We start from the raw sequence: 21,232 nt of genomic DNA on the forward strand, positions 1-21,232 counted from the left end.
AATGTAGATATTTCCGCATTAGATCGCTTGTAGTCTCTTTTTTTGACTTATAACCCTTTGAATGAGGTGGATATGATGACTTTTTCAAGCAAGAAAAGACAGGATTATATGACAAGCATGGCAGAAGAACAACTTGATTTATTAGTTATTGGTGGCGGTATTACAGGAGCAGGGATTGCTCTCGATGCTGTATCACGTGGTATAAATATTGGGTTGATTGAAATGCAAGACTTCGCTGCAGGCACTTCAAGTCGCTCAACAAAGCTCGTTCATGGCGGATTGCGTTATTTAAAACAATTTGAGATTAAATTGGTGGCGGAAGTTGGGAAAGAGCGGGCCATTGTTTATGAAAACGCGCCGCATGTTACAACTCCAGTATGGATGATGCTTCCTTTCTATAAAGGAGGAACCTTTGGTTCCTTTTCAACGTCCATTGGGTTAAAGGTGTATGACTTTCTTGCAGGTGTAAAACGCAGTGAACGTCGCAGCATGTTGAATAAAGAGCAAACGTTAAAAAGAGAGCCATTGCTTAAAGCAGAGGATCTCAAGGGTGGCGGCGTTTATGTGGAATACCGCACAGATGATGCCCGACTCACTTTAGAAACGATGAAAGCAGCTGTGGATAAAGGGGCAAAAGCGGTCAATTATGTAAAAGCGGAACAGCTTCTTTATGATGAGCATGGAAAAATTATCGGGGTTGAAGCGGTCGATCAAATCACAGGTGAATCTTATCAATTGTATGCTAAAAAGATTGTGAATGCCGCAGGTCCATGGGTGGACACTCTTCGTGAAATTGATCATTCGAAAAAGGGGAAAACCCTGCATTTGACCAAAGGTGTCCATCTTGTCATTGATGGTGGGCGGTTCCCGTTACAAAATGCTGTGTATTTTGACACCCCTAGTGGAGATGGCCGGATGCTCTTTGCTATTCCGAGAGAAGGCAAGGTTTATGTCGGAACAACAGATACTAACTATAAAGCTGACCCAAAAAATCCAAAAATGACAAAAGAGGATCGCGATTATATTTTAGAGGCAGTAAATGGGCTATTCCCAAGTTTAGGCTTGACTAAGGATGATGTGGAATCCAGCTGGGCAGGTGTTCGTCCACTCATTCATGAAGAAGGAAAATCACCTTCAGAGATTTCTCGTAAGGATGAAGTTTTTCTTTCAGATTCGGGACTAATTACGATTGCTGGAGGTAAACTTACTGGTTATCGTAAAATGGCTGAAAAAGTGGTGGACCTTGTTAGTCAGCAGCTTTCTCAGGAGGAAAAACGTTCATTTCCAGGCTGTTTGACCAAGGACCTTCGCTTATCCGGTGGGGATATCGGTGGATCGGATAAGTTCCCAGCTTTTGAGGCAGCTAAGCTTGATGAAGGTAAGGCCTTGGGGCTAAATGAAGCACAAGCAAAGCAGTTGATCCATCGGTACGGTAGTAATGTGGATCACCTTTACCGCATCATCAAAGATCATGTGGATGAAGCGGCGGCGGCTGGACTTCCTATCGATGTCTTTGCGATGCTCCGTTATGGTATAGATTATGAATTAACCGTTACACCATTAGACTTCTTTTTAAGAAGAACAGGTGCATTGCTCTTTAATATTGATTGGGTTTATGAATGGAAGCAGCCGGTCATTACTTTTCTCGCCCGAGAATTTAGTTGGACGGATGAGCAAAGACAGGCTTATGAACAAGAGCTAGATGCAATGATTAAACAATCCGTTTCACCTGAAGAATAATCACTTAGAATGCGCTCCCCTGTCTATGTTTTTCCCACCGGCAGGGGAGTCGTTTTTATTGCAGGGAGAAAGTGTTTGATCCTTTGGATGACGAGGGTGCCTGTCTAGCTTTCAGTCGTTTTTCAGTTGTCGTATGTTCATCCTGTTGGCGTCTTGTATCTTATGTCCTCATCCACTTGGTCTGGCGAAGCTTCCAAATTGCAACCAAAGCAAGGAGTATTTTAGCTAAGGTGGGCTTCAAATTAACAAAAGGCATCCTCAAAATAACAACAAGCTGTCGTCAAAGCGCAGACGGCTCCCCTGATTTTATAATATCTTTAATGCCAAAAAACACCGAGCGTTCCCTCTGGCTTTCTTAATTTTTCATTGATTCTGAAGCGAAAGGCTTTTTCTTAAACTAAAAACAAGGTTATAATTAAAATTGCACTGGCTGAATTAAGGAAGGGGTGTTTGTACTGTCCTATTTTTGTGGATTCAGGCACCTGAGTCTTGTTTTCTATAAAGTGTGATGAAAGATAGAAAGATGAGGGGGAGACGGTTGGTTTTTTTTAATATTGTTTTACCCGTTTTTATCGTATTTGGTTTTGGCTATTTGATACAAAAGCTGTTTCATTTGCAGCTGCTTTCAATTTCTACAACTGTGATGTACATCTTAACGCCCTGTTTGGCGTTTAAGACCTTTTCAGAAGCAGAATTAGATTTGAGTACACTCTACATCTTAATCTTTGCTTTGTCCTTGATGGGGCTTCAATTAGCGTTACTATATCTTTACATAAAAATAAGACGGCTTACAATAAAAGATTATTGTGGCATGGTGTTATCTGTCGTGTTTATGAATAGTGGAAATTATGGTGTCCCCGTTGCCTTGTTTGCTTTCGGGAAAGCTGGCATGCATCCCGCTGTGTTCCTCATGGTTATCCAATCGCTGCTTATGAGTACCGTCGGATTATATTTTGCTGCTAAAGGCGGTGAAAGGGATACGCACATTTCACCACTTAGGCGTGTTTTAAAAGTTCCTATTGCTTATGGAGCGGTGATCGGTGCTCTATTTAGTCTTTGGCATTTCTCTTTACCCGAGGCTCTTCAGCGTCCCGTTGATCTTATTTCAGATGCAACGGTGCCAATGGTTATGCTGCTACTCGGCATGCAGCTTGCCAATATTTCTTTTAAAAAAATAGAGGTTGAAAAGGTAAGTGCTGCAGTGATTGGAAGGCTTGTTGTCTCACCACTCATTGCTCTTTTTCTCATTTGGTTACTTCCTGTGAGCGGCATTGTGGAAAAGGTGTTGCTCTTGACAGCCGCAATGCCAACGGCGGCAAATACAACGATGTTTGCGATGCAATTTAATGCAAAGACAAATCTGGTCACAACGACGACACTTTTAACGACTCTGCTTAGCATCCTTTCCACTCCTTTATGGATTCATCTCTTAATATGAGGCATGAACCCTGCTATCCCATTTAGAATATAGTAAGTGGGAGGAGGGAAATCATGGCTCAGCGTTTTAATTTTCGCCCAATTAATGCATTGAGAGATAGACAAACGATTGTTCAATTCCGAAAGGATTCCTATATTGTTAGTTTTGGTACTCCGGATGAATTAGGTGATGAGGAGTTGTATGTGGCTTGGATGGCAATGGCGGCAGCGATGGAGCCAGAGGGCTTTGTTATCATGGAATGTGAGGGCAAGCCTATTGGACAAATGGAGCTAGAGGTGATCCTATATGACGGTCACCCCATTGGTTATGTTGATTTATTTTATTTAATCCCTGAATATCGTAACCGTGGTCTTGGGAAAAGGCAGATTGACTATGCGGAAGCCTATTTTAAGAGGAAGGGCCTGACAGAATACCATTTGCGTGTATCCCCAACGAATAAAAGGGCCTTGCGTTTTTATGAAAAGCACGGTTTGAAGAAAATGATGACGGAGCAGCTCACACAAACCGTGATAAGAATGGGAAAAAGGTTATGAATAGATTATTGTGCATAGGCTTCGAGCGCTGATAATGTCGTCACCAATTTTTCAATTAAAAAGGGGATTTCAGCAATAAAATCCTCACCGATTTCATCCTTGAATGAGAGCAAAATTTGATTGTCAAAAAGAGGAGTTGTATTGCCATATACAAAGCTGATATTTTGCTCAATCTTTGGCTTAAAAGAACGCCAAATTTGATTGAGACGGAAGCGAATGGCCGAGCAATCCTGGTCAATATCATTAATTTTAAGCAAAAATTCGATATAAAGTTGGCAAGGATAGTTGCCTTGTTCGGGAGCTAAAATTTCACCAGACCAATTTAAAACATCTGTCGTAAGCTCGATGATGGCATCTGCTTTCCCTTGGGTCAACGTCAGGGTATAAGAACGTGACATTTTGGCGAGATCAACTGTATCACTTCGATCCGTTATGTCTATATCCTCATTAAAATCAAGATCGTACATGGCTCCCTCTAATACGACTTTAAGGTTATCAAATACGGTGGGATCAAACATTCACGTTCCTCCTAAGCATTAATGCAACGGATCACTAACCAGGGAGCACTGCTAAGAGTACTCCCTTCGATTTTATCCCAAGTTTAATGGAAAAGCTACGGGAAATTCCCGTAGCTTTAAATTTTTGTATTTTTCTTTTTTGCCCGCTGCTCCAACTCGGTGTGGGGCTGATGGTCACGAACATCTTCTGATAGACCTTGAGGATTGACGTTTGATGCGGTTTTGCTTCTGTGGACGCGCATTTCTTTTTCTCTTGCCAATGCAAACACCTCCCTGAGGCTAGTGTTTGACATTAAGTATTTTTTATACTGTTAGAAGATAAGCGCTCACTCACGCGATTTCAGAATGGGCGTATATGTTTTTCAAGCTTTGACTTCTCCTTTCTGTAGCTTGTGGACAGCCTTAATTGTGCGCTTTTAAATCACAATTTAAGAGTAGCACGGAAGCGTTTAAACCTTTTTCATCATATAGTAATCTGTAATTTGATAATTCATTTTCTTATAAAGAGAAAGCGCACGGGTATTGTGGGCAAACACGTGCAGTTTAATAGTTTTAATGCCTTTGGAGCGTGCAAAGCTATCTAGGGCAGTCATAGTGGCTTTACCTAAACCCTGTCCTTGATAGGCTTCGTCTACTTTAATATCATAAATGAAGGCGGATTGGTCATGTGCGGTTTCTGTCAGTTTGACCCAAAGCATACCAATCTTTTGGTCGTTATGTACTAGGGAAAAAAGATAGTGTCCTTTTGTTCTTATGCCTTCAGGTAAAAGCTGCTTGAATTGCATGTCGGCCTTTTCCATGGCTTCTTCTTTCGCCCAATCTCCCGATTTTACATGTTCATTAGCATACTCTGGTAAGGCTGTTGCTATGTAGGCTTGAAAAGCCGAATCGTTCATGGGTTGGAGGGTAACCATAATCGTTCATCTCCTTTGCATCCAATAGGGATGGCTGTTAATCATCACTTTCTTCGCTTTCAGCCACTGATAATCCTGCTTTTTACATAAAAAAAGGAGCTAAGCGAGGGGGAATCGCTTAGCCCAAAATACTTTATGCCGAGTTATAAAAGGGGTCATACTTAAAAGACTGTACCATTTGACATAGAGTGTTGAAAAGACATGACATAATCTCCAAATGCCTTGGCGAATATGACGATAGACTTTCCAACGCTATCTTGAGAGCTTCAAGATAAGGTATGTCCTCCCATCTCATCCGCACGGTGCAATGAGATAAAGGTAATGGTTTGTTCATAAATAACGATAACATGTCTTAGGCGGTTTGGGTATTGGGAAAATATATTGAATCGTGTACAATTATTAGGGGGGAAGTGAAAAGTTTTTCCCTAAACTTGTAGGTATAAAGGTCTGAATCTTTTAGATGAAAAAGGTCATTGGTTAACCATGTAGTGAAATCTTTGATATTTTAAACAAAATTGATTACGATAGTACATGAGATAAAGGAGATGAATGATTTTGGCTAAAGAATATGGAATTTCAAATGCTGAACTAAAAAGAATCATGGACCAATACGTTTTGAAGCAAGGGGAAACAATGGATGTTGAGAGGCTGAGAGAGGGTCTTGAGGTACTTATTCGTCACAATAATGAAGCGCTTATAAACGATATCAAACAGTTAATTGGAAAGGAATAGCATTTATACGATTCCAAAAAAATAAACGCCCATTGCATAAGATGGGCGTTTAAACAAGAAAGAACGCCATCTCCCAATAGGATATCAGCGTCTATCTTTAAAATAAAACATAACTACCAAAATTTTCAAAAAAAGATAACTCATCGATTAATCAAGAACAGGTAATGTTCGGGTGGCTCTTACCATATCCGATTGGCATAAGGGGCACTTGGGCTCCTTGTCAAAGGAGTAGGCGTCTCTCATCCAACCTAAACAATCATCATTTGTGCAAGTCCAAATGGCTGTTTCTTCTTCAGGCACTGGCTCGCGATTATTTTTGTTGAACGCCATGATGGTTTTCCCCCTTTATTTACAGACTTGGCAATGCCAAGTTTTCTAATCACACATGTTTATTATAACCTATTTGTGGAAAAAAACAAAATCCACATAGTTTTTACACACTTCTTCTATTTTTCACTTTTATAACTAATGATCAGGTATTCGTTTGTGAATGGATGATTGATCTTTGGAAAGGAACATATTTTTGATACAACAGATATTAGGGTGGCTGGATCATCTAGGGACAGTAGGGCTCTTACTCACCATGTTTATAGAAGGCTTATCCGTTCCCTTTCCAGGCATCATCATTGTATTGGCTTATGGCTATGTCATGAACTTTAATATATGGGAATCCTTGTTGATGGCACTGGTGATGAGTGCTATTTATACGATAGCCAGCTTCATTCCGTATTTGCTTGGTTATAAACTCGATGCTTTTTTTAAGAAGCGCTTAAAAAAAAGCATTGATAAAGCAAGGGGCTGGTTTAATAAATACGGGTTATGGAGCATTGCAGTCACCCGGCCTTTTGGTATCGGAAACTATATATCTTACGTTGCGGGGATTAGTAAGGTGAAGTGGCTCCCATATGGTCTATTAACCCTCGTTGGGATTTTTCCTTGGGCCTTTGTTATGATTTTTATCGGCAGAGAGGCTCTCCAGATTGTTCATGCCTTTTTTTAGGTGTGATACCATTTGAAGCATTCAACATCATTTATGGTGTTGGATGTTTCTTTTTTTGTACTATCAGAATGTATAACTTCGCTGACGCTCATAAAGGAAGAGAGTATAAGGCTGGCTTTGACTTTCGCCACCTGAGGCTTGCGAGCAACCTAAGTATGTGGTTGGCAAAAAATCACATCAGGAGTACCAGCGAAGGGGTACAAGCCAAGTTTTCTAAAAAGAAAAGAAAGTATAAAATTCCTGATCATGAGGACGGTGCGCGACTCCAGACCGCTCGCTTTCCGCGGGGAAGCGGTAAGCCTCCTCGCGCCTTCGCGCGGCTAAGGTCTTACCGATTTCCCACTTCCCGCAGGACTCTAGTCTCCGCATCAAGAGTCAGCGGCGCCCGAGGAACACACGATTTTAGAGTGCTCCGAATCTCGCGCCTTGCGCTCCAACCCGCTTAATCAGGCAATGAAGCCTCTTTCATATTGGTTGATGCTCTATACTAAGGACAAGGACCGGGCATGCTTTTCGCTCGGTTTTTCTTACTGGGGGAAATCTTTTCGAAAAAAAGGACAAGTTCTTATGGTTTAAAAATACTGATACGGGGGAATGCCATTAAAGCTTAGAATCACCTGACGAATGGCGCAGACAGCATCAACAAGGGGGAAATACGGAGTGAAAGGGCTTTATTTGTTAGGATAATCATAGAAAGGGCTTTATCCACTCTGCAAAGACAGTATATCCTAAGATATAAAGGTTATTCTCTGCATATCGCGTTTGTCGTCAGGCTTTTCATAATTCATAATAAAATAGAGACAAAATGAAAGGAGTATCAAATGAAATATAAGTGGACTGTCGTTTGGATAGGCATGTTATGCTTACTCATTGGCTTAGGTGTTTATAGCGCCACACAAAAATCAGATAGTGCCCAAAGTAAAGGGACGATTGTCTTCGGTGATGCCAACTGGGATAGCATTCGCCTTCATAATTTTATTGCAGGCTTTATTGTTGAACATGGATATGGCTATAAAATGGATGTGACAAGTGGGTCTACAGCAGCAACCTTCACAGGACTCCGTCAAGGAGAGATCGATGTTCTCATGGAGGTCTGGCCGAATAATATGCTTGACGCTTACAATGACGCCATCAAATCAGGTGATATAAAGACCGTTTCCTTGAATTATCAGGGCAGACAAGGTTTCTATGTTCCTACTTACATGATAAAAGGAGATCCTGACAAAGGGATCAAGCCAATGACCCCGGATTTAAAAAGCGTTTCTGATTTAAAGAAGTATTGGAAGCTTTTTAAAGATCCCGAGGATCCGAGTAAGGGAAGAATTGTTGGCGGTTATAGCGGAACAGAAGCACAAAAGATTACTGAAAAACAGGTGTCTGATTTTGGATTATCGGATACATTTAACTACTTTACCCCCGGTTCGGAAGGCGCCCTCAATGCCTCGATTGTCAAAGCTTTTAAAAACCATGAACCTTGGGTTGGCTATTATTGGACGCCCACATGGTTGACCTCAAAATATGATTTAACATTATTAAAAGCACCAGCCTATAATAAAAAAACTTGGGAAAAAAATTATGGTACAGAATTCCCTCCTGATAAAGTTTATATTTCAGTCAACAAAGATCTTAAGAAAAAGGCACCAGATGTTGTCAAATTCCTCAGCCATTATAAGACCTCATCAGATTTAACTGGGGAAGCCTTGGTTTATATGCAGGATCATGATGCGACGCCGCAAAAGGCTGCAGAGTGGTGGCTCAAAAAGCATGAGGCTATCTGGACGAAATGGGTGCCAAAAAATGTGGCAAGTAAGGTAAAGGCCGCCCTATAAAAATGCGGTTATTTCAAGGAAGTGAGGTGTGGTTGCCTATGAGCAACCTTCAACATGTTTGATTTTCCAAAAAGTTTAACGTTTCATTTTGGTAAATATGTCAGTGATTTAGTGGACTGGCTGACTGTCCATTGGGAAGGCTTTTTTAATGGCATTCGCGTTGGACTCTTATGGGTATTGAATCAGCTCAATGATTTCTTGTTATGGATGCCTTGGTGGTTTTTCATCCTTGTCGTCTTTTTATTAGCATGGCAATTTAAATCAGTCGCTTCCGGCATTCTCTTCGCCTGCTTTTTAATGCTCATTGGGATTTTCGGTTATTGGGACGAAATGATGTATACGCTATGCCTTGTTATATCAAGTGTTGTCATTTCGCTTATCATCGGTATTCCTTTAGGGATTCTGATGGCGAATAGTCGGCGGTTTGAGATCATCGCCAAGCCAATATTAGATGCGATGCAGACCATGCCAACGTTTGTCTATCTCATTCCCGCTCTCTTTTTCTTTGGACTTGGCCTGATTCCAGGTGTGCTTTCAACCATCATCTATGCTTTGCCACCTGTAATGCGTTTAACTAATCTAGCGATTCGCGGTGTTCCTGATGAAGTGGTTGAAGCCAGTCTATCTTTTGGTTCCTCACGCTGGCAGCTTTTGACTAAGGTACAAATTCCTCAAGCACTGCCAACGATTATGGCGGGTGTCAACCAAACAACGATGATGGCTTTAGCTATGGTTGTTGTGGCCTCCATGGTGGGTGTGAAGGGACTGGGGCTTGAAGTGCTGACAGCCCTTGGACAGATTGATGTCGCCAAAGGCTTCGAGGCAGGAATCAGCATTGTCTTTCTAGCCATTATTATAGACAGGATTACGTTAGCTATTTCAAACAGCTTTCAAAAGCAGAGGTAAACATTGCATTCACACTGTGAATGTATTAAGGAGTCTGATCAATGACACTTAAAATGGAAATCAAAGAGGTTACAAAAATCTTTGGTCCGCATCCCAAAAAAATTATCAAGTCTTTACAAAAGGGCTTATCAAAAGATGATATTTTGAAAAAAACCGGGCATACCGTGGGTGTGGATCGGGTGTCTTTAGAGATTAATGATGGAGAAATGTTTGTGATCATGGGGCTATCCGGCAGTGGGAAATCGACCTTGATCCGATGCTTTAATTTATTAAATCGCCCAACCGCAGGCAGCATTATTGTTGATGGTGAGGACGTTACGACATATGATCGCAAGGCGCTAAAGGATTTTCGCCAGAAGAAAATTGCAATGGTCTTTCAACATTTTGGTCTATTTGATCATCGCACCGTTTTGGAAAACGTGGCGTACGGCTTAGAAGTGCGAAAGGTGTCACAAAAAGAGCGGCTTGAGATCGCGCAAACAAGCTTAGAAACGGTTGGATTAAAGGGTTGGGAAGATAAGTATCCAAATGAATTAAGCGGAGGCATGCAGCAACGTGTTGGACTTGCGCGCGCACTTGCCAATGATCCTGATATTTTGTTAATGGATGAGCCGTTCAGCGCCTTAGACCCACTTATACGGCGTGAAATGCAGCTGGAGTTGATCGATTTACAAAATAAATTGCAGAAAACCATTGTTTTTATTACACATGACGTTAATGAGGCGTTTAAAATTGGTGATCGTGTGGCGGTTATGAAGGATGGACGAGTGGAACAGGTGGGGACACCTGAGGACATCCTGTCTTCGCCCGCTAATGATTATATTGAGGCCTTTGTCAAAGACATTGATCGCTCAAAAATTCTTCAAGCGGAAGGCATTATGATTAAACCTAACGCTCTCGTTCGTCTAAAAGATGGGGTGAACGTGGCCATCAAGGAAATGAGATCCAACGGGTTATCAAGTGTGTTTGTGGTCGATAAGGATCGTCAACTCAAAGGCATTGTCACCATTGATGACGCTTTGACTGCTCTAAAGGAAGGCCAGACATTACAAAGCGTGATAAAGCACAACTATGAAACCGCGGAAGCGGAGGACTATGTTCAGGATTTAATTGATAAGGCGATTCAAACGAGCTATCCCATTGCTATATTGAAGGGACAGAAGCTACTCGGCATTGTCCCTAGAGCCGTCGTATTATCAAGTCTCGCTTCGCAATAAGCCATGAAATGAGGCATCCTCACTAACTTTTGAGGATGCCTCTTAATAGTGTAGTTTGAAAAAAATATGGAGAATGCCGAAAGGATTCTCCACGTGGTCTCGAACTATTGGGCCTCTTTGTTTAACTCTTTCCTCGCATGATGACAGTCAGAGCAACGTAAGGTATGATCCTCTAGAATGATGCCTGCAAGATGGCCGCCTTCACAATAGACGATTTCCCCACAATCGATGCACACTCCAACGGGTTCCTTCATGCTATCTCCTCCAATAAAGAGTGATATAACCTATTTTATGTTTTTATATGATAAAATAATAACAACTTTTGAATAGGAGTGAAGACTTATGAAGTACTGTCGGTTTTTACACGACGGTCAAATTAAATATGGCATGATTGATGTGGATCATGTTGTTGAGCTGACGGAATCATACATTAAAAAAACAGCAGCACCAACCCATCGCATGCATCTCTTGGAAGAGGTCACTTTATTAGCGCCTGTTGAACCTCTTCAAATTGTTGAGATTGGTCTTAATTATGTTGATCATGCTAAGGAATTAGATTTGCCACTCCCAAAGGAACCCATGATGTTTATGGTCTCACCTAGTGCGGTAACTGGCCCTCATGAGGCTATTGTTCTCGCGCACCCTGAGCACCGCATTGACTTTGAGGCAGAACTCGTTATTGTCATTGGAAAAAAAGCGCATCGCGTTTCCAAGGCAAATGCATTGGATTATGTATTCGGCTATACCGTTGGATTAGATATTTCTGATCGGGTTTTGCAAAATGGTGATCGTCAATATACCCGTGCAAAATCCTATAGCACTTATAAGCCTTTAGGCCCCGTTGTTGAAACGAACATTAATCCAAATAAAGTATCCATTCAATTGCGTGTCAATGGTGAGCTAAAGCAAGACGGTACAACGCGTAATTTGGTTCATCCCATTGAGAAAATTATAGAAACGGTCACTGAGGTGATGACGTTGTATCCTGGTGATATTATATTCACAGGATCACCAGCAGGAGTCGGTCCCATACAAAAAGGGGACAAGCTTGAAACAACCATTGAAGGCATTGGAACGTTACATAATTTTGTTGTAGAAAGAGAGCACTAGAAAAACGAGATTGTCCCAAAAAATTTATTTGAGGGGCAATCTCGTTTTTTCATTCTATTAACCTGATCCGAATCGAACCACTGAAGGTATAAACGCAATAAGCGTTCACAAAGATTCCCCTCAAAGGAACAAAAGGCAAGGCGATTTAATAAAAAAGTGATCCATCCGAGGGACAAGTAGGTATCTAAAATCAGATTTTGTCAGGCCATCTAAGGCGCCTTAGTTATACATAAAGCTTTGATCAGATGGATTTACTCGCTTGCGCCTTGCTATTTATCGCACCAGAAAGAAGTGGGAGATGTCGCTCACAATAGCGAGCAAACTGTAGCAAGGTTTCATCCTCTAAGCGCTGAGTGGCGGCTTGCATCCCTACAGGAAGCCCAGAGGTGGTCAGACCGATGGGGAGGGAGAGAGCCGGTAGTCCAGTGATGTTATAAATTTGCGTCATGACCCAATCTGAGTCTGCTTTGATAGATTTGCCATTAATGGTTGGCGGACCTTCCCAATCGTATTGGAAGGCGGGAACAGCGAGAGTGGGTGATAGTAAAATATCATAGCTTTGCCACTGTTCTTGGAAAAGATGCCAATAGTATGCACGGTCTTTTTCCAGCGCTTTAAATTCAATAGCGGAAAGCTTTTGACCGCGTTCAATCATTGTTAATAATCCCTTGGAGAACGCTTCGGGATGGGCCTCAGAGGCTTCCTTAAATCCGGCTGCTAAGCCGACTGTCCATAAGGCTTCAAAGTATTCAATGTACTCTCGTAGCGTCTTTTTCATATCGAGTTGAACGGCTTGAACCTCAAAGCCAGCCTCGGCTAATTGATCGATCGTTTGCATGAAAACACTAGCCACATCTTTATCGATTTCATACATGCCGAAATCGAGGGTCCAGCCTATTTTTAATGGCCTGTTATTTTCCTTTTGTAAGCGTTCAAGGGCAGAGCCACCGTCATCAGGGAGGACGAAGGGATCAGTGGTAGTGTAACCCTTCATGATGTCGAACATTAAAGCAGCATCTTCAATGGTTCGTGTTAATGTCCCTGAGTGAATAAAAGGTTCATGTGAGCCAAAAATGCTATTTAAGTGATTGTCATTGGGAATCCGTCCATAGCTTGGCTTAAAGCCATAGATGCCACAAAGGGCCGCTGGAATGCGAATCGAACCCCCGCCATCGCTCCCCTCAGCAATGGGAACAAGACCCGCTGAAACGGCGGCAGCCGACCCGCCGCTCGATCCACCTGCATTTGTCTGTAAGTCCCATGGATTGCGTGTGGCGCCAAATAAAGGATTATCCGTTGTGCCTTTGTAGCCGAATTCAGGCGTATTTGTTTTACCCATAATAATCGCACCTGCTGCTTTTAAGCGATGAACGACAGTAGAATCCCGATCTGGTACATTGTCCTTGAATAAAGGAGAACCAAAGGTTGTGCGAAGTCCCTTAGTGTGTGTCAAATCTTTGATGGCGATAGGAACTCCCTCAAGGGGACGGAGCGTTTCCCCTTTCATGATGCGTGCCTCAGCTTTTTTGGCAAAGGCTAAGGCGTTGTCTTCATTTAATGTAACGAAAGCATTCAGCGCAGGATTGACGGAATGAATCACGTCAAACAGTGATTGGACCACTTCTACGGGAGAAAGGCTTTTATTTCTATAATGCTTTAAAAGATCAAGGGCGGATAATTGAGTCAATGCCATGTCTCTTCTTTCCTTTCTGTAAGCCTACCTATATGAACTCCCCAGCCTTTGAAAAAGGTGGGGAGCACTACCGAAACTTTATCAACAAGCTGTAGGTACACTCAATTTCAATGTCTAAAGGCATTATAGCGCTTGTCCACATCGTGTTCAAGAGGAGGGCCTCTCTCCTCAAAATCACATGTCACTCACATTGATTTCAGTAAAGGGCTCAGGACCACGTTTGAGCATCCGTACCTCTAAAACGCCATCTTTATATTCAGCTTTAGCGTTTTTAGGCCGGATAGGAGCGGGAAGCTGTAGTTTGAGCTCGGACTCTTGCTCCGGGAGACCTCTTACATAGAGGTGGTAGGTATCCATCAATATTTTCGGTGGATAATAATTATCGGGGCGTATTGGAATGCGCGCAATCACGAAGTCATGTGTTTCAAAAACCTGGCTTTGTGCAGTAGGTGTCGTGCGCTGTGATGGTGCGTCCGCTTTTGTAGCTGAAGACGCCTTTCCTTGTTTTAAGAAGTCAGGCAGAAATTGATCGAGGGATTCCATGACTTTTTTTTGAACGTCCTCGGTATTAAAGGGCTCACCATTCATAAAAGTTTTTCGCATATTTTCAATATACGATTGAATGTCATTAGGATTGAAAAAAGGCTCCATTTTCCTCGTTCCTTTCGTATAAGTAGAAATATCCTGAGGGTGCTTGTAATAGACATATATAAAAGCTGTTTAGAGGAGGGCTTTTATGGTCGATATACGGTTTACCCATTTGACAATTGATGAGATCACACGATCCTCTGGGGTATTCACTGGACGCAATCAGCAAGTATCTTGGCGTGCAGAAGGTAAGCACACACAAGGCTTTGGTGTGGTGGAGGGTGACCATAATACACTGAGTCACCACGTGCATACCGTATATAAATCTCAGCCCAAGAAAGACGAAGCATAATTAGTAATAGTTTATTCTCTGACAGATAAAGGGTGAGAGCGAAGGGATATTATGTTTTTTCGGCGAAAAAAGCAAAGCAAACGAGATAGAGCATTACATGAACTCACTGCAAAAATGGATCAGCTTGAGGCAGCTTTGGAGCAGGTGCTTAAGAACGGTATTACCTATGAGGTGAATATTGAAAATTTTAATGTGCATGATCCGGTTTTAAAGGAGCTCATGTTTCGCTTTGATAAATTAGATGTAAAAGAGGTCAGCGGGGCTTTAAATCTAGGCAATAATTTTGGAGTCAAGGTCGGCGAAAATGCCCAGAAAAAAAGGGCCTCTGAAAAGGATTTTGAGAGCGGGTTTCCTCGCAAGTTTGCTGAAAAAAAGGCAAAATCAAGACAATCTTCTCAATGGGTGAGACATGAGAAGGGGATGACATGGAATAACGATAAGTGAGGTGATGTTAATGGGAAAGCCTTCGCTTTTTTCACCGTTATTTTTAATTGGTGAAATTCGCATTGGAACGATAAGTGACGCCTCTGTTATGAATTTGGGGAACAACGAAATGTCACATTTTGCAAGCCATAAGAAACAAAATCAAGGCTTCGGTTCGATAACTGGAGATAATCATTCCATTGATAACATTCGCACGCTGCTCAATGATCCAGATTTTATCGATATGCTTTCAGATGGGAAGGAAACGACGCTGCCCCAATGGCTAGAGGACATGTTAACACAACAATTGAAGAATAAGGAAACAGATCGAGAGGATGGGGACAACCCCTGATGCTAAAGATGGATATAGCGTTTCCAAGCGAGCTGATCAAGGGGTTCACCTTTAACCAAAGCGATCGCCTGCTCTTCTCCTGCGAAAACAAGTTCATTCTCTATCTTACTGATTAAAACGATAGGGATATGGGTAAAGGTTTTTCTGAGCTGTGAATAATAATGGGTTTCCTCATTTTTATTTTGAAGGACGTAGGGTTGAACTTGAAATATCGCGATAGGACGTCCATTTTTATTGAGGATGGTACCGATAGCCTCCATGTTGTCTTGTCCTCCCTGCAGATGAGCATCTCTTGTCCATTCTACCTGAAAATAAAGTGGGCATGCCAGTTAGACCACTTCTATCTTTCTCCTTATTTATAAACTTTCCCATAAATCCTAAAGGCTTACGGCAGTTGAACCTGTGAAAAAGTTTTTCGCGCTTCGTCATTGCATTTAATTACTAAGACTGTGCAGTGAGTGAATGGATAAAAGCTTTTATTTTGTAGAAAACAGATTCTAAGTGACCGTGCCTGATGATTCCTTTTAACCGCTTTGATGTGAATAAGCCTTTTTAAAAGATACACTTATGTGAATCCTCCTTAAATAGCGTTACCTGTCGTCTTTCTGAAAGAAAAAAAGGACCCGCCAAAATGGCGAGTCATAGGATGAAAGTGTGTTGGGGTTAGGGTTAATTATAGATTTCCCCAAAGGCCTCCTTTTTAAACCTCTATTTTTAAAAAATTTTTTAAGTATGCTTAGTGGCTTTGGATCATCAAAGTGAAGGTCAGACTGGGTTCTTTTTACTGCTGATTTATTGATTGCCTGAATTTTAGTGGCAGCCTTTAAGTGAAATCAAGGATACCCATGGAAGCAATGTGTTCTTTTGTTTCTGGTGTTCCAAGTGTATGGAGCATTTCATAGACGCATTTAAGATCGTGATCATAATCATCGATTTGTTGAAAATGCCGATATTCTTTAAAAGGAATATGTGCCTGCCAAAAATTCGCCCAAGCTTCTCTGTCGGCTTGTTTGAGAACGCCTTCTAATTGGGAGGCTTCCTCAGGTGTCGCTTCAATTTCAAATTCCCATTCCGATAGGGTTTTATCTGGAAGAACTTCCCCTGTAGCGACTGTGACATAGTAAAATTGCTTATTCATTGGATGTAATCCCTCCTTTACAATATGAATAAGCGTGCGATTACAATCTAGTATTCCTAAAATAAAGCCATGTTATAAGAGAAAGCGATGAGAAACGGCTGGGGTGGGGTATAATGGCAAACGGCAGAGGAAATAGTTAACGGAGCCTTTGGTTTCATAGGTATAATAAAAATCTGAAACATTCAGATGGCTGTTTCAGATTTTTTAATGAGTGAACCTCGTTGACTAAGAACATTATTGAGAAATATAAGGATTATTTTCTAACCAGAAACGCCAAGGATAGTGGATTGCTTCTTTGGCATAGTCAATATTGATACGCGGACCGCTAGCAATGACTGGTGGATTGCTTAAGGGCGTCGCAGGTGGTTCAATAATATGAAGTGGGGGCAGTCTGAGATCATGGCCATAATAGCGTTGATTAATCCCCAAGGCTTGAGTGAGTTTTCCAGGTCCATTGGTCAACTGCTTTTTTAAGCGAAGGGTCAGTTTTTCCTCTCTTAATCCTTCTGTGTACTTTTTTTGGAAGCGATGCTGGATCATTACGTTAATCCCTTCAACGGGCTCTAAAGCTCTGACTAAAATGGCTTCTGGCTTGTTAATGGGGCCGCTTACCACGTTGAAGCATTGATACATGCCATAGATAAGGAAAAAATAGGCGTGACCAGGGGGACCAAACATGACCTCTGTTCTTTTTGTTCGTCTGCCTCCATAAGAATGTGCTGCACGATCTTCGGGTCCCATATAAGCCTCGACTTCAACAATCCTTCCAGCAATTGGTCCTTGATTTGTCTCATGAATTAAATGCTTGCCAAGGAGTGACTTGGCAAGAGCTAAAGTTGGCTGGTTGTAAAAGGCATTGTCCATTATTTTAACCTCGCAATGGCCAACCCATCACCAATAGGGACAATCATGGCTTCTAATTGGTCGTGTTGGCTAAGATATTCGTTAAATCCACGCATTGTTCGCGTCGTTTTTTCTTGGTTTTCTGGCGAATAAACGCCACCACCACGAAGGGTGTTATCAAAAAGAAAAAGCGCACCAGGGTTAGCGAGCTGTATGGCTGCTTCAAGATAGGCAATGTAACTGCTCTTGTCTGCATCGATGAAAAAGAGATCAAAGGTGGCATGGTCTGCTTCCAATTGCTTTAAACTTTCAAGGGCAGGTCCTAGTTTATAGCAAATTTGTTGGCCGAAGCCCGCTCTAGTCAGATTCGCTTTAGCCAGAGGAACGTATTCTTCACGTATTTCCAAAGAAAGTAGGGAGCCTTCTTTCGGAAGACCTCTTAATATATGCAGTCCACTATATCCCCCAAGGGCACCGATTTCCAAAGCCTTTTTGGCGCCTGATATTTTCGTTAGTAGTGTAATCAGCTTTCCGGTTTCTGGTGGTATAGAAATATTGGGAATATCATGGTCTATTAAGCTTTGTAAGATGGCTTCAGCATCCGGGTCCTTTTTAACAAATAAGGATTGAATGTACTGTTTTGCCTCCATAAAACACTCGTCCTTCCATATGAAAAAATATTGCAGTAAGGCCAATATATCATTTTTTGTCAGTCTGTTCACTTTCGTTACTATTATGACATATGAATGTTTATGAAATGAAGATTTTAAAGCAATGTTGAACATAAAAACTATCGTTATCACATGACGTTGGAATAAAGGTGATTCAATAGTTCAGATTTTAAAAGCCTCAGGCTATTTGAGGTTTAGTTTGCCTGTTGTTCACGTCTGTTAAAACATGTCTAAGGTTAATGAAAAAAGGAAAGACTGGTGGCAAAACGTCAGTTTGGAGTTGAGTGTCTTGGAAAGACAAAACTTACTGCGATCAGCGGTCAATGCACGGAAGCAACACATCATCAAACGCTTGGAAGCGCTGGGACTGGAGGACACTCCAGAGGACTGGGAAGCGTTAACTTTAACAGAATTAGAAATGATTTGGGAGTCAGCCAAAGACAATGAGCAGGATGCCATTGGCTAATGGCACATAAAAGGGGCTGGGATAGACGTATTCAGCCCATAGAGAATCCGAACGCATTCACAATTTTGAAGGGATGCGTTCGGATTTTTGAGTAAGTGACGAAGCGCTCTGTCAAAACACTTCGCTTTCCACGAGCACGGCCTCAGGCGTACCCGAAAAGCGTGCTTTACTCATGAGGTGCTAGCTTCGGTGTTGTCACATGGATGTGACGTACCTAGCCGAAGTACCTTGAAGTATGTAAGGCATTTAGACACCCCTTTTTAAGGGCTCCCAAGTATTTATGACTACAAGTCCCTTGTTCCTGTGTCTACTTGTAGCACTTCGTCGTCAGCTTCCTCGGAACCACTCGGAGTTTAGTCGTGAAGTAACGCTGGCCACGTTCCCGTAGGCGTCTCCGTATTTTGACTACGCTTCCCGTTTCTCTAGCTCCTTTTAAAATTTTATCATTCGGTATTAGGGTGATTTCTTTTTGTTTCACCCTCCTCCTTTTAGTTTAAGGAATAAAAGGAGCGCATTAAATAGGAATTTAAAGCACAAGATGCATAAGAAAGCCATATATTATGTAAGGTCCGTTAAGGGAGTGCACAGCATTTAATAGAATAGAGAGAAGCATGGTTTGTGGCGATTTAAAACAAAGAGTAGGTAAATGAGCCAAGTTTTTCTAAACTATGGTACACTTATATTAGATAAAAAAGATGAAGAATAAGGCGCAGGGAGTTATTTTATGGATAATGCAATCACTTTCGAAGACTATTACAAAAATAAGGTGACATTTTCGCATGACCGTCATCCATTCTCTGAGCATCCCCGCCATGTTTGGGTCATCTGTCGCTTCCATGATCAGTGGTTATTGACCAAGCATCCTAGAAGAGGGTGGGAGTTTCCAGGTGGCAAGGTTGAAAAAGGAGAAACCCCTGAAGAGGCAGCCATCCGTGAGGTTTATGAAGAGACAGGGGCACATGTTGCTGAGATTAGATATATCGGGCAATATAAGGTCGATGGTCGTAGCGGCGTCATCATTAAAAATGTGTACTTTGCAGAAATAGACGAAATCAAGCTGAAGGATGATTATCTAGAAACAAAAGGTCCTGTTTTTTTAAATGATTTGCCAAGAAATTTAAAAGAAAATCATCGCTTTTCTTTCATGATGAAGGATGACGTTTTAACACAAAGCCTGCAGTATATTTTTAAAAAGGTTTGACGGTCTGGGAGAAAGGACTCCTAGACTTTTTTAATAGATGAAGAATGCGTCAGTCCGTAGGGTTCACGTTGCTTATATAAAAGAGAGCTATTCTACAGAGTAAAGGGTTATTTGCCATTCATGGCTTTGAAAAGCTTTGATTTTACGGGTGAAAAATGGTATACCTTGTATGATAGCATGGGCGGATGAACAAAGCGCATTGGAAAAGCTAGCAAGTGGAGGCAAACAGACCGTCAGTTGCATATCTGTAATGCAAGGAGGACTATTTATGACTAAAACTTTTTCACGACGATTATTTACATCGGAATCCGTAACTGAAGGTCATCCAGATAAAATATGTGATCAAATATCAGATGCGATTCTTGATGCGATTTTAAAAAATGATCCAAATGCTCGGGTGGCTTGCGAAACTGCTGTTAATACCGGATTAGTGCTGGTGACTGGAGAAATCACAACCAATACTTATGTAGATATATCCAGTGTAGTCCGCGATACTATTCGTACAATTGGGTATGATCGTGCCAAATACGGATTTGATGCCGATACATGTGCGGTTCTTACGTCGATTGATGAACAATCAGCTGATATTGCTCAAGGGGTCAATCAAGCGCTTGAAGCGAGAGAAGGCCAAATGAGCGAGGATGAAATTGAGGCGATCGGTGCTGGCGACCAGGGCTTGATGTTCGGGTATGCCGTCAATGAAACGCCGGAATTAATGCCCTTACCTATTTCCTTAGCCCATAAGCTTTCTAGACGCCTTGCACAGGTAAGGAAAGAAGAAATTTTGCCTTATCTTCGTCCAGATGGTAAAACACAAGTCACGGTTGAATATAATGAAGAGGGAAAGCCAGAAAGAATTGATACTATTGTCATTTCCACACAACATCATCCAGAGATAGAATTGGAGCAAATCAAAAAAGATATTATAGAACAGGTGATTCGTCCGATTGTTCCTGAACAGTTAATCGATGAAGCTACAAAGTATTTTATTAATCCAACAGGACGTTTTGTGATTGGCGGACCAAATGGTGATGCAGGTCTAACCGGTCGAAAGATCATTGTTGACACTTATGGTGGCTATGCACGACATGGTGGCGGAGCCTTTTCGGGAAAGGATCCTACAAAGGTCGACCGTTCTGCTGCTTACGCGGCCCGATATGTAGCAAAAAATATTGTGGCAGCTGGTCTTGCAGAAAAGTGTGAAGTCCAGCTTGCTTATGCAATTGGTGTCGCTCAACCTGTCTCTATCTCTATTGATACCTTTGGTACAGGCAAGGTTTCTGAAGAGCGCATGGTCGCAATCATCCGAGATGAATTTGACCTTCGTCCTGCAGGTATCATCCGCATGTTAGATTTAAAACGCCCCATTTATCATCAAACTGCAGCTTACGGTCATTTTGGTCGTACAGATATCGAACTGCCATGGGAGAAAACAGATAAAGTGGATCGGTTAAAGCAATTGATTGCTGAGTAATTTACTTAACACATAGGGCCCGTCGTTTTTTTTACGACGGGTTTTTCACCATTCCAGCACATGACGCGTATAAAATCAATAGAAAGAAGATTTG

Annotated in this window: 26 protein-coding genes; 15 read left to right on the forward strand and 11 right to left on the reverse strand. The window is 41.8% G+C overall.

Going from position 1 to position 21,232, the window contains the following annotated elements:
- Positions 1-75: 75 nt before the first annotated feature.
- From IEW82_RS14445 to IEW82_RS14455, 3 genes are all read left to right on the forward strand, one after another.
- Complete coding sequence (locus IEW82_RS14445) at positions 76-1,740, forward strand: glycerol-3-phosphate dehydrogenase/oxidase (RefSeq protein ID WP_188695914.1); 1,665 nt, start codon at positions 76-78, stop codon at positions 1,738-1,740.
- A gap of 538 nt (positions 1,741-2,278) precedes the next feature.
- A complete protein-coding gene (locus IEW82_RS14450; RefSeq protein ID WP_188695783.1) occupies positions 2,279-3,178 on the forward strand; it encodes an AEC family transporter in 900 nt (299 codons plus the stop codon).
- 53 nt (positions 3,179-3,231) lie between these two features.
- On the forward strand, positions 3,232-3,711 hold the full coding sequence (locus IEW82_RS14455; RefSeq protein ID WP_188695786.1) for a GNAT family N-acetyltransferase: 480 nt from the start codon (positions 3,232-3,234) through the stop codon (positions 3,709-3,711).
- 5 nt (positions 3,712-3,716) lie between these two features.
- Here IEW82_RS14455 and IEW82_RS14460 read toward each other — a convergent pair whose 3' ends face one another.
- The 3 genes from IEW82_RS14460 to IEW82_RS14470 all read right to left on the reverse strand — a co-directional run bounded on the left by IEW82_RS14460 (position 3,717) and on the right by IEW82_RS14470 (position 5,143).
- Positions 3,717-4,229, reverse strand: a complete 513-nt coding sequence (locus IEW82_RS14460) for a hypothetical protein (protein WP_188695789.1) — start codon at positions 4,227-4,229, stop codon at positions 3,717-3,719.
- A gap of 116 nt (positions 4,230-4,345) precedes the next feature.
- On the reverse strand, positions 4,346-4,471 hold the full coding sequence (gene sspL, locus IEW82_RS14465) for a small, acid-soluble spore protein L (protein WP_188695917.1): 126 nt from the start codon (positions 4,469-4,471) through the stop codon (positions 4,346-4,348).
- Positions 4,472-4,678: 207 nt separating this feature from the next.
- Positions 4,679-5,143, reverse strand: a complete 465-nt coding sequence (locus tag IEW82_RS14470; protein WP_188695792.1) for a GNAT family N-acetyltransferase — start codon at positions 5,141-5,143, stop codon at positions 4,679-4,681.
- A 555-nt stretch (positions 5,144-5,698) separates the two neighbouring features.
- Between IEW82_RS14470 and IEW82_RS14475 the strand changes: the two genes are divergently transcribed.
- Positions 5,699-5,875, forward strand: a complete 177-nt coding sequence (locus IEW82_RS14475; protein WP_188695796.1) for a hypothetical protein — start codon at positions 5,699-5,701, stop codon at positions 5,873-5,875.
- A 147-nt stretch (positions 5,876-6,022) separates the two neighbouring features.
- Here the strand turns inward: IEW82_RS14475 and IEW82_RS14480 are convergent, their stop codons facing one another.
- The gene (locus tag IEW82_RS14480; RefSeq protein ID WP_188695800.1) at positions 6,023-6,205 is read right to left on the reverse strand and encodes a cold-shock protein; all 183 of its coding nucleotides are present in this window, start codon (positions 6,203-6,205) and stop codon (positions 6,023-6,025) included.
- A gap of 175 nt (positions 6,206-6,380) precedes the next feature.
- On the opposite strand from IEW82_RS14480, the gene IEW82_RS14485 reads away from it, so the two are divergent.
- The 4 genes from IEW82_RS14485 (at position 6,381) to IEW82_RS14500 (ending at position 10,827) form a co-directional block, all read left to right on the forward strand.
- Complete coding sequence (locus IEW82_RS14485; RefSeq protein WP_188695803.1) at positions 6,381-6,875, forward strand: DedA family protein; 495 nt, start codon at positions 6,381-6,383, stop codon at positions 6,873-6,875.
- Positions 6,876-7,696: 821 nt separating this feature from the next.
- On the forward strand, positions 7,697-8,704 hold the full coding sequence (locus IEW82_RS14490; protein WP_188695807.1) for an ABC transporter substrate-binding protein: 1,008 nt from the start codon (positions 7,697-7,699) through the stop codon (positions 8,702-8,704).
- A 54-nt stretch (positions 8,705-8,758) separates the two neighbouring features.
- Positions 8,759-9,610 (forward strand): ABC transporter permease, encoded by an 852-nt coding sequence (locus IEW82_RS14495; RefSeq protein WP_188695810.1) that lies wholly within the window; start codon positions 8,759-8,761, stop codon positions 9,608-9,610.
- A gap of 41 nt (positions 9,611-9,651) precedes the next feature.
- Positions 9,652-10,827: a quaternary amine ABC transporter ATP-binding protein gene (locus IEW82_RS14500; RefSeq protein WP_188695813.1), complete on the forward strand. Its 1,176-nt coding sequence runs from the start codon at positions 9,652-9,654 to the stop codon at positions 10,825-10,827.
- A 104-nt stretch (positions 10,828-10,931) separates the two neighbouring features.
- Here the strand turns inward: IEW82_RS14500 and IEW82_RS14505 are convergent, their stop codons facing one another.
- The gene (locus tag IEW82_RS14505; protein ID WP_188695817.1) at positions 10,932-11,081 is read right to left on the reverse strand and encodes a hypothetical protein; all 150 of its coding nucleotides are present in this window, start codon (positions 11,079-11,081) and stop codon (positions 10,932-10,934) included.
- Positions 11,082-11,169: 88 nt separating this feature from the next.
- On the opposite strand from IEW82_RS14505, the gene IEW82_RS14510 reads away from it, so the two are divergent.
- Positions 11,170-11,937 (forward strand): fumarylacetoacetate hydrolase family protein, encoded by a 768-nt coding sequence (locus IEW82_RS14510; protein WP_188695819.1) that lies wholly within the window; start codon positions 11,170-11,172, stop codon positions 11,935-11,937.
- Between the two features lie 241 nt (positions 11,938-12,178).
- Here the strand turns inward: IEW82_RS14510 and IEW82_RS14515 are convergent, their stop codons facing one another.
- Entirely contained in the window at positions 12,179-13,630 is a 1,452-nt protein-coding gene (locus tag IEW82_RS14515; protein WP_188695822.1) for an amidase, read from the reverse strand.
- Positions 13,631-13,804: 174 nt separating this feature from the next.
- Entirely contained in the window at positions 13,805-14,281 is a 477-nt protein-coding gene (locus IEW82_RS14520) for an Hsp20/alpha crystallin family protein (RefSeq protein ID WP_188695825.1), read from the reverse strand.
- Between the two features lie 85 nt (positions 14,282-14,366).
- On the opposite strand from IEW82_RS14520, the gene IEW82_RS14525 reads away from it, so the two are divergent.
- The 3 genes from IEW82_RS14525 to IEW82_RS14535 are packed head-to-tail and all read left to right on the forward strand — an operon-like array spanning position 14,367 to position 15,345.
- Positions 14,367-14,570, forward strand: a complete 204-nt coding sequence (locus IEW82_RS14525) for a hypothetical protein (RefSeq protein WP_188695827.1) — start codon at positions 14,367-14,369, stop codon at positions 14,568-14,570.
- Between the two features lie 51 nt (positions 14,571-14,621).
- Positions 14,622-15,014, forward strand: coding sequence for a hypothetical protein (locus IEW82_RS14530; RefSeq protein WP_188695831.1), 393 nt, complete (start codon positions 14,622-14,624; stop codon positions 15,012-15,014).
- 10 nt (positions 15,015-15,024) lie between these two features.
- Positions 15,025-15,345, forward strand: a complete 321-nt coding sequence (locus IEW82_RS14535; RefSeq protein WP_188695834.1) for a spore germination protein — start codon at positions 15,025-15,027, stop codon at positions 15,343-15,345.
- 2 nt (positions 15,346-15,347) lie between these two features.
- On the opposite strand, the gene IEW82_RS14540 is transcribed toward IEW82_RS14535, so the two are convergent.
- The 4 genes from IEW82_RS14540 to IEW82_RS14555 form a co-directional block, all read right to left on the reverse strand.
- On the reverse strand, positions 15,348-15,605 hold the full coding sequence (locus IEW82_RS14540) for a hypothetical protein (RefSeq protein WP_188695836.1): 258 nt from the start codon (positions 15,603-15,605) through the stop codon (positions 15,348-15,350).
- Positions 15,606-16,168: 563 nt separating this feature from the next.
- On the reverse strand, positions 16,169-16,483 hold the full coding sequence (locus IEW82_RS14545) for a hydrolase (protein ID WP_188695839.1): 315 nt from the start codon (positions 16,481-16,483) through the stop codon (positions 16,169-16,171).
- 234 nt (positions 16,484-16,717) lie between these two features.
- Entirely contained in the window at positions 16,718-17,347 is a 630-nt protein-coding gene (locus IEW82_RS14550; RefSeq protein ID WP_188695842.1) for a DNA-3-methyladenine glycosylase, read from the reverse strand.
- Positions 17,347-17,976, reverse strand: a complete 630-nt coding sequence (locus IEW82_RS14555; protein ID WP_188695845.1) for an O-methyltransferase — start codon at positions 17,974-17,976, stop codon at positions 17,347-17,349. The genes IEW82_RS14550 and IEW82_RS14555 overlap by 1 nt, the downstream gene beginning before the upstream one ends.
- Before the next feature lie 310 nt (positions 17,977-18,286).
- Between IEW82_RS14555 and IEW82_RS14560 the strand changes: the two genes are divergently transcribed.
- The 3 genes from IEW82_RS14560 to metK all read left to right on the forward strand — a co-directional run bounded on the left by IEW82_RS14560 (position 18,287) and on the right by metK (position 21,138).
- A complete protein-coding gene (locus IEW82_RS14560) occupies positions 18,287-18,463 on the forward strand; it encodes a hypothetical protein (protein ID WP_188695848.1) in 177 nt (58 codons plus the stop codon).
- Positions 18,464-19,187: 724 nt separating this feature from the next.
- Positions 19,188-19,664, forward strand: a complete 477-nt coding sequence (gene ytkD / locus IEW82_RS14565; RefSeq protein WP_188695852.1) for an RNA deprotection pyrophosphohydrolase — start codon at positions 19,188-19,190, stop codon at positions 19,662-19,664.
- A 268-nt stretch (positions 19,665-19,932) separates the two neighbouring features.
- Entirely contained in the window at positions 19,933-21,138 is a 1,206-nt protein-coding gene (gene metK, locus IEW82_RS14570) for a methionine adenosyltransferase (protein WP_188695855.1), read from the forward strand.
- Positions 21,139-21,232: the final 94 nt, after the last annotated feature.

Source organism: Pullulanibacillus camelliae (assembly GCF_014642655.1).
Lineage (GTDB): Bacteria > Bacillota > Bacilli > Bacillales > Sporolactobacillaceae > Pullulanibacillus > Pullulanibacillus camelliae.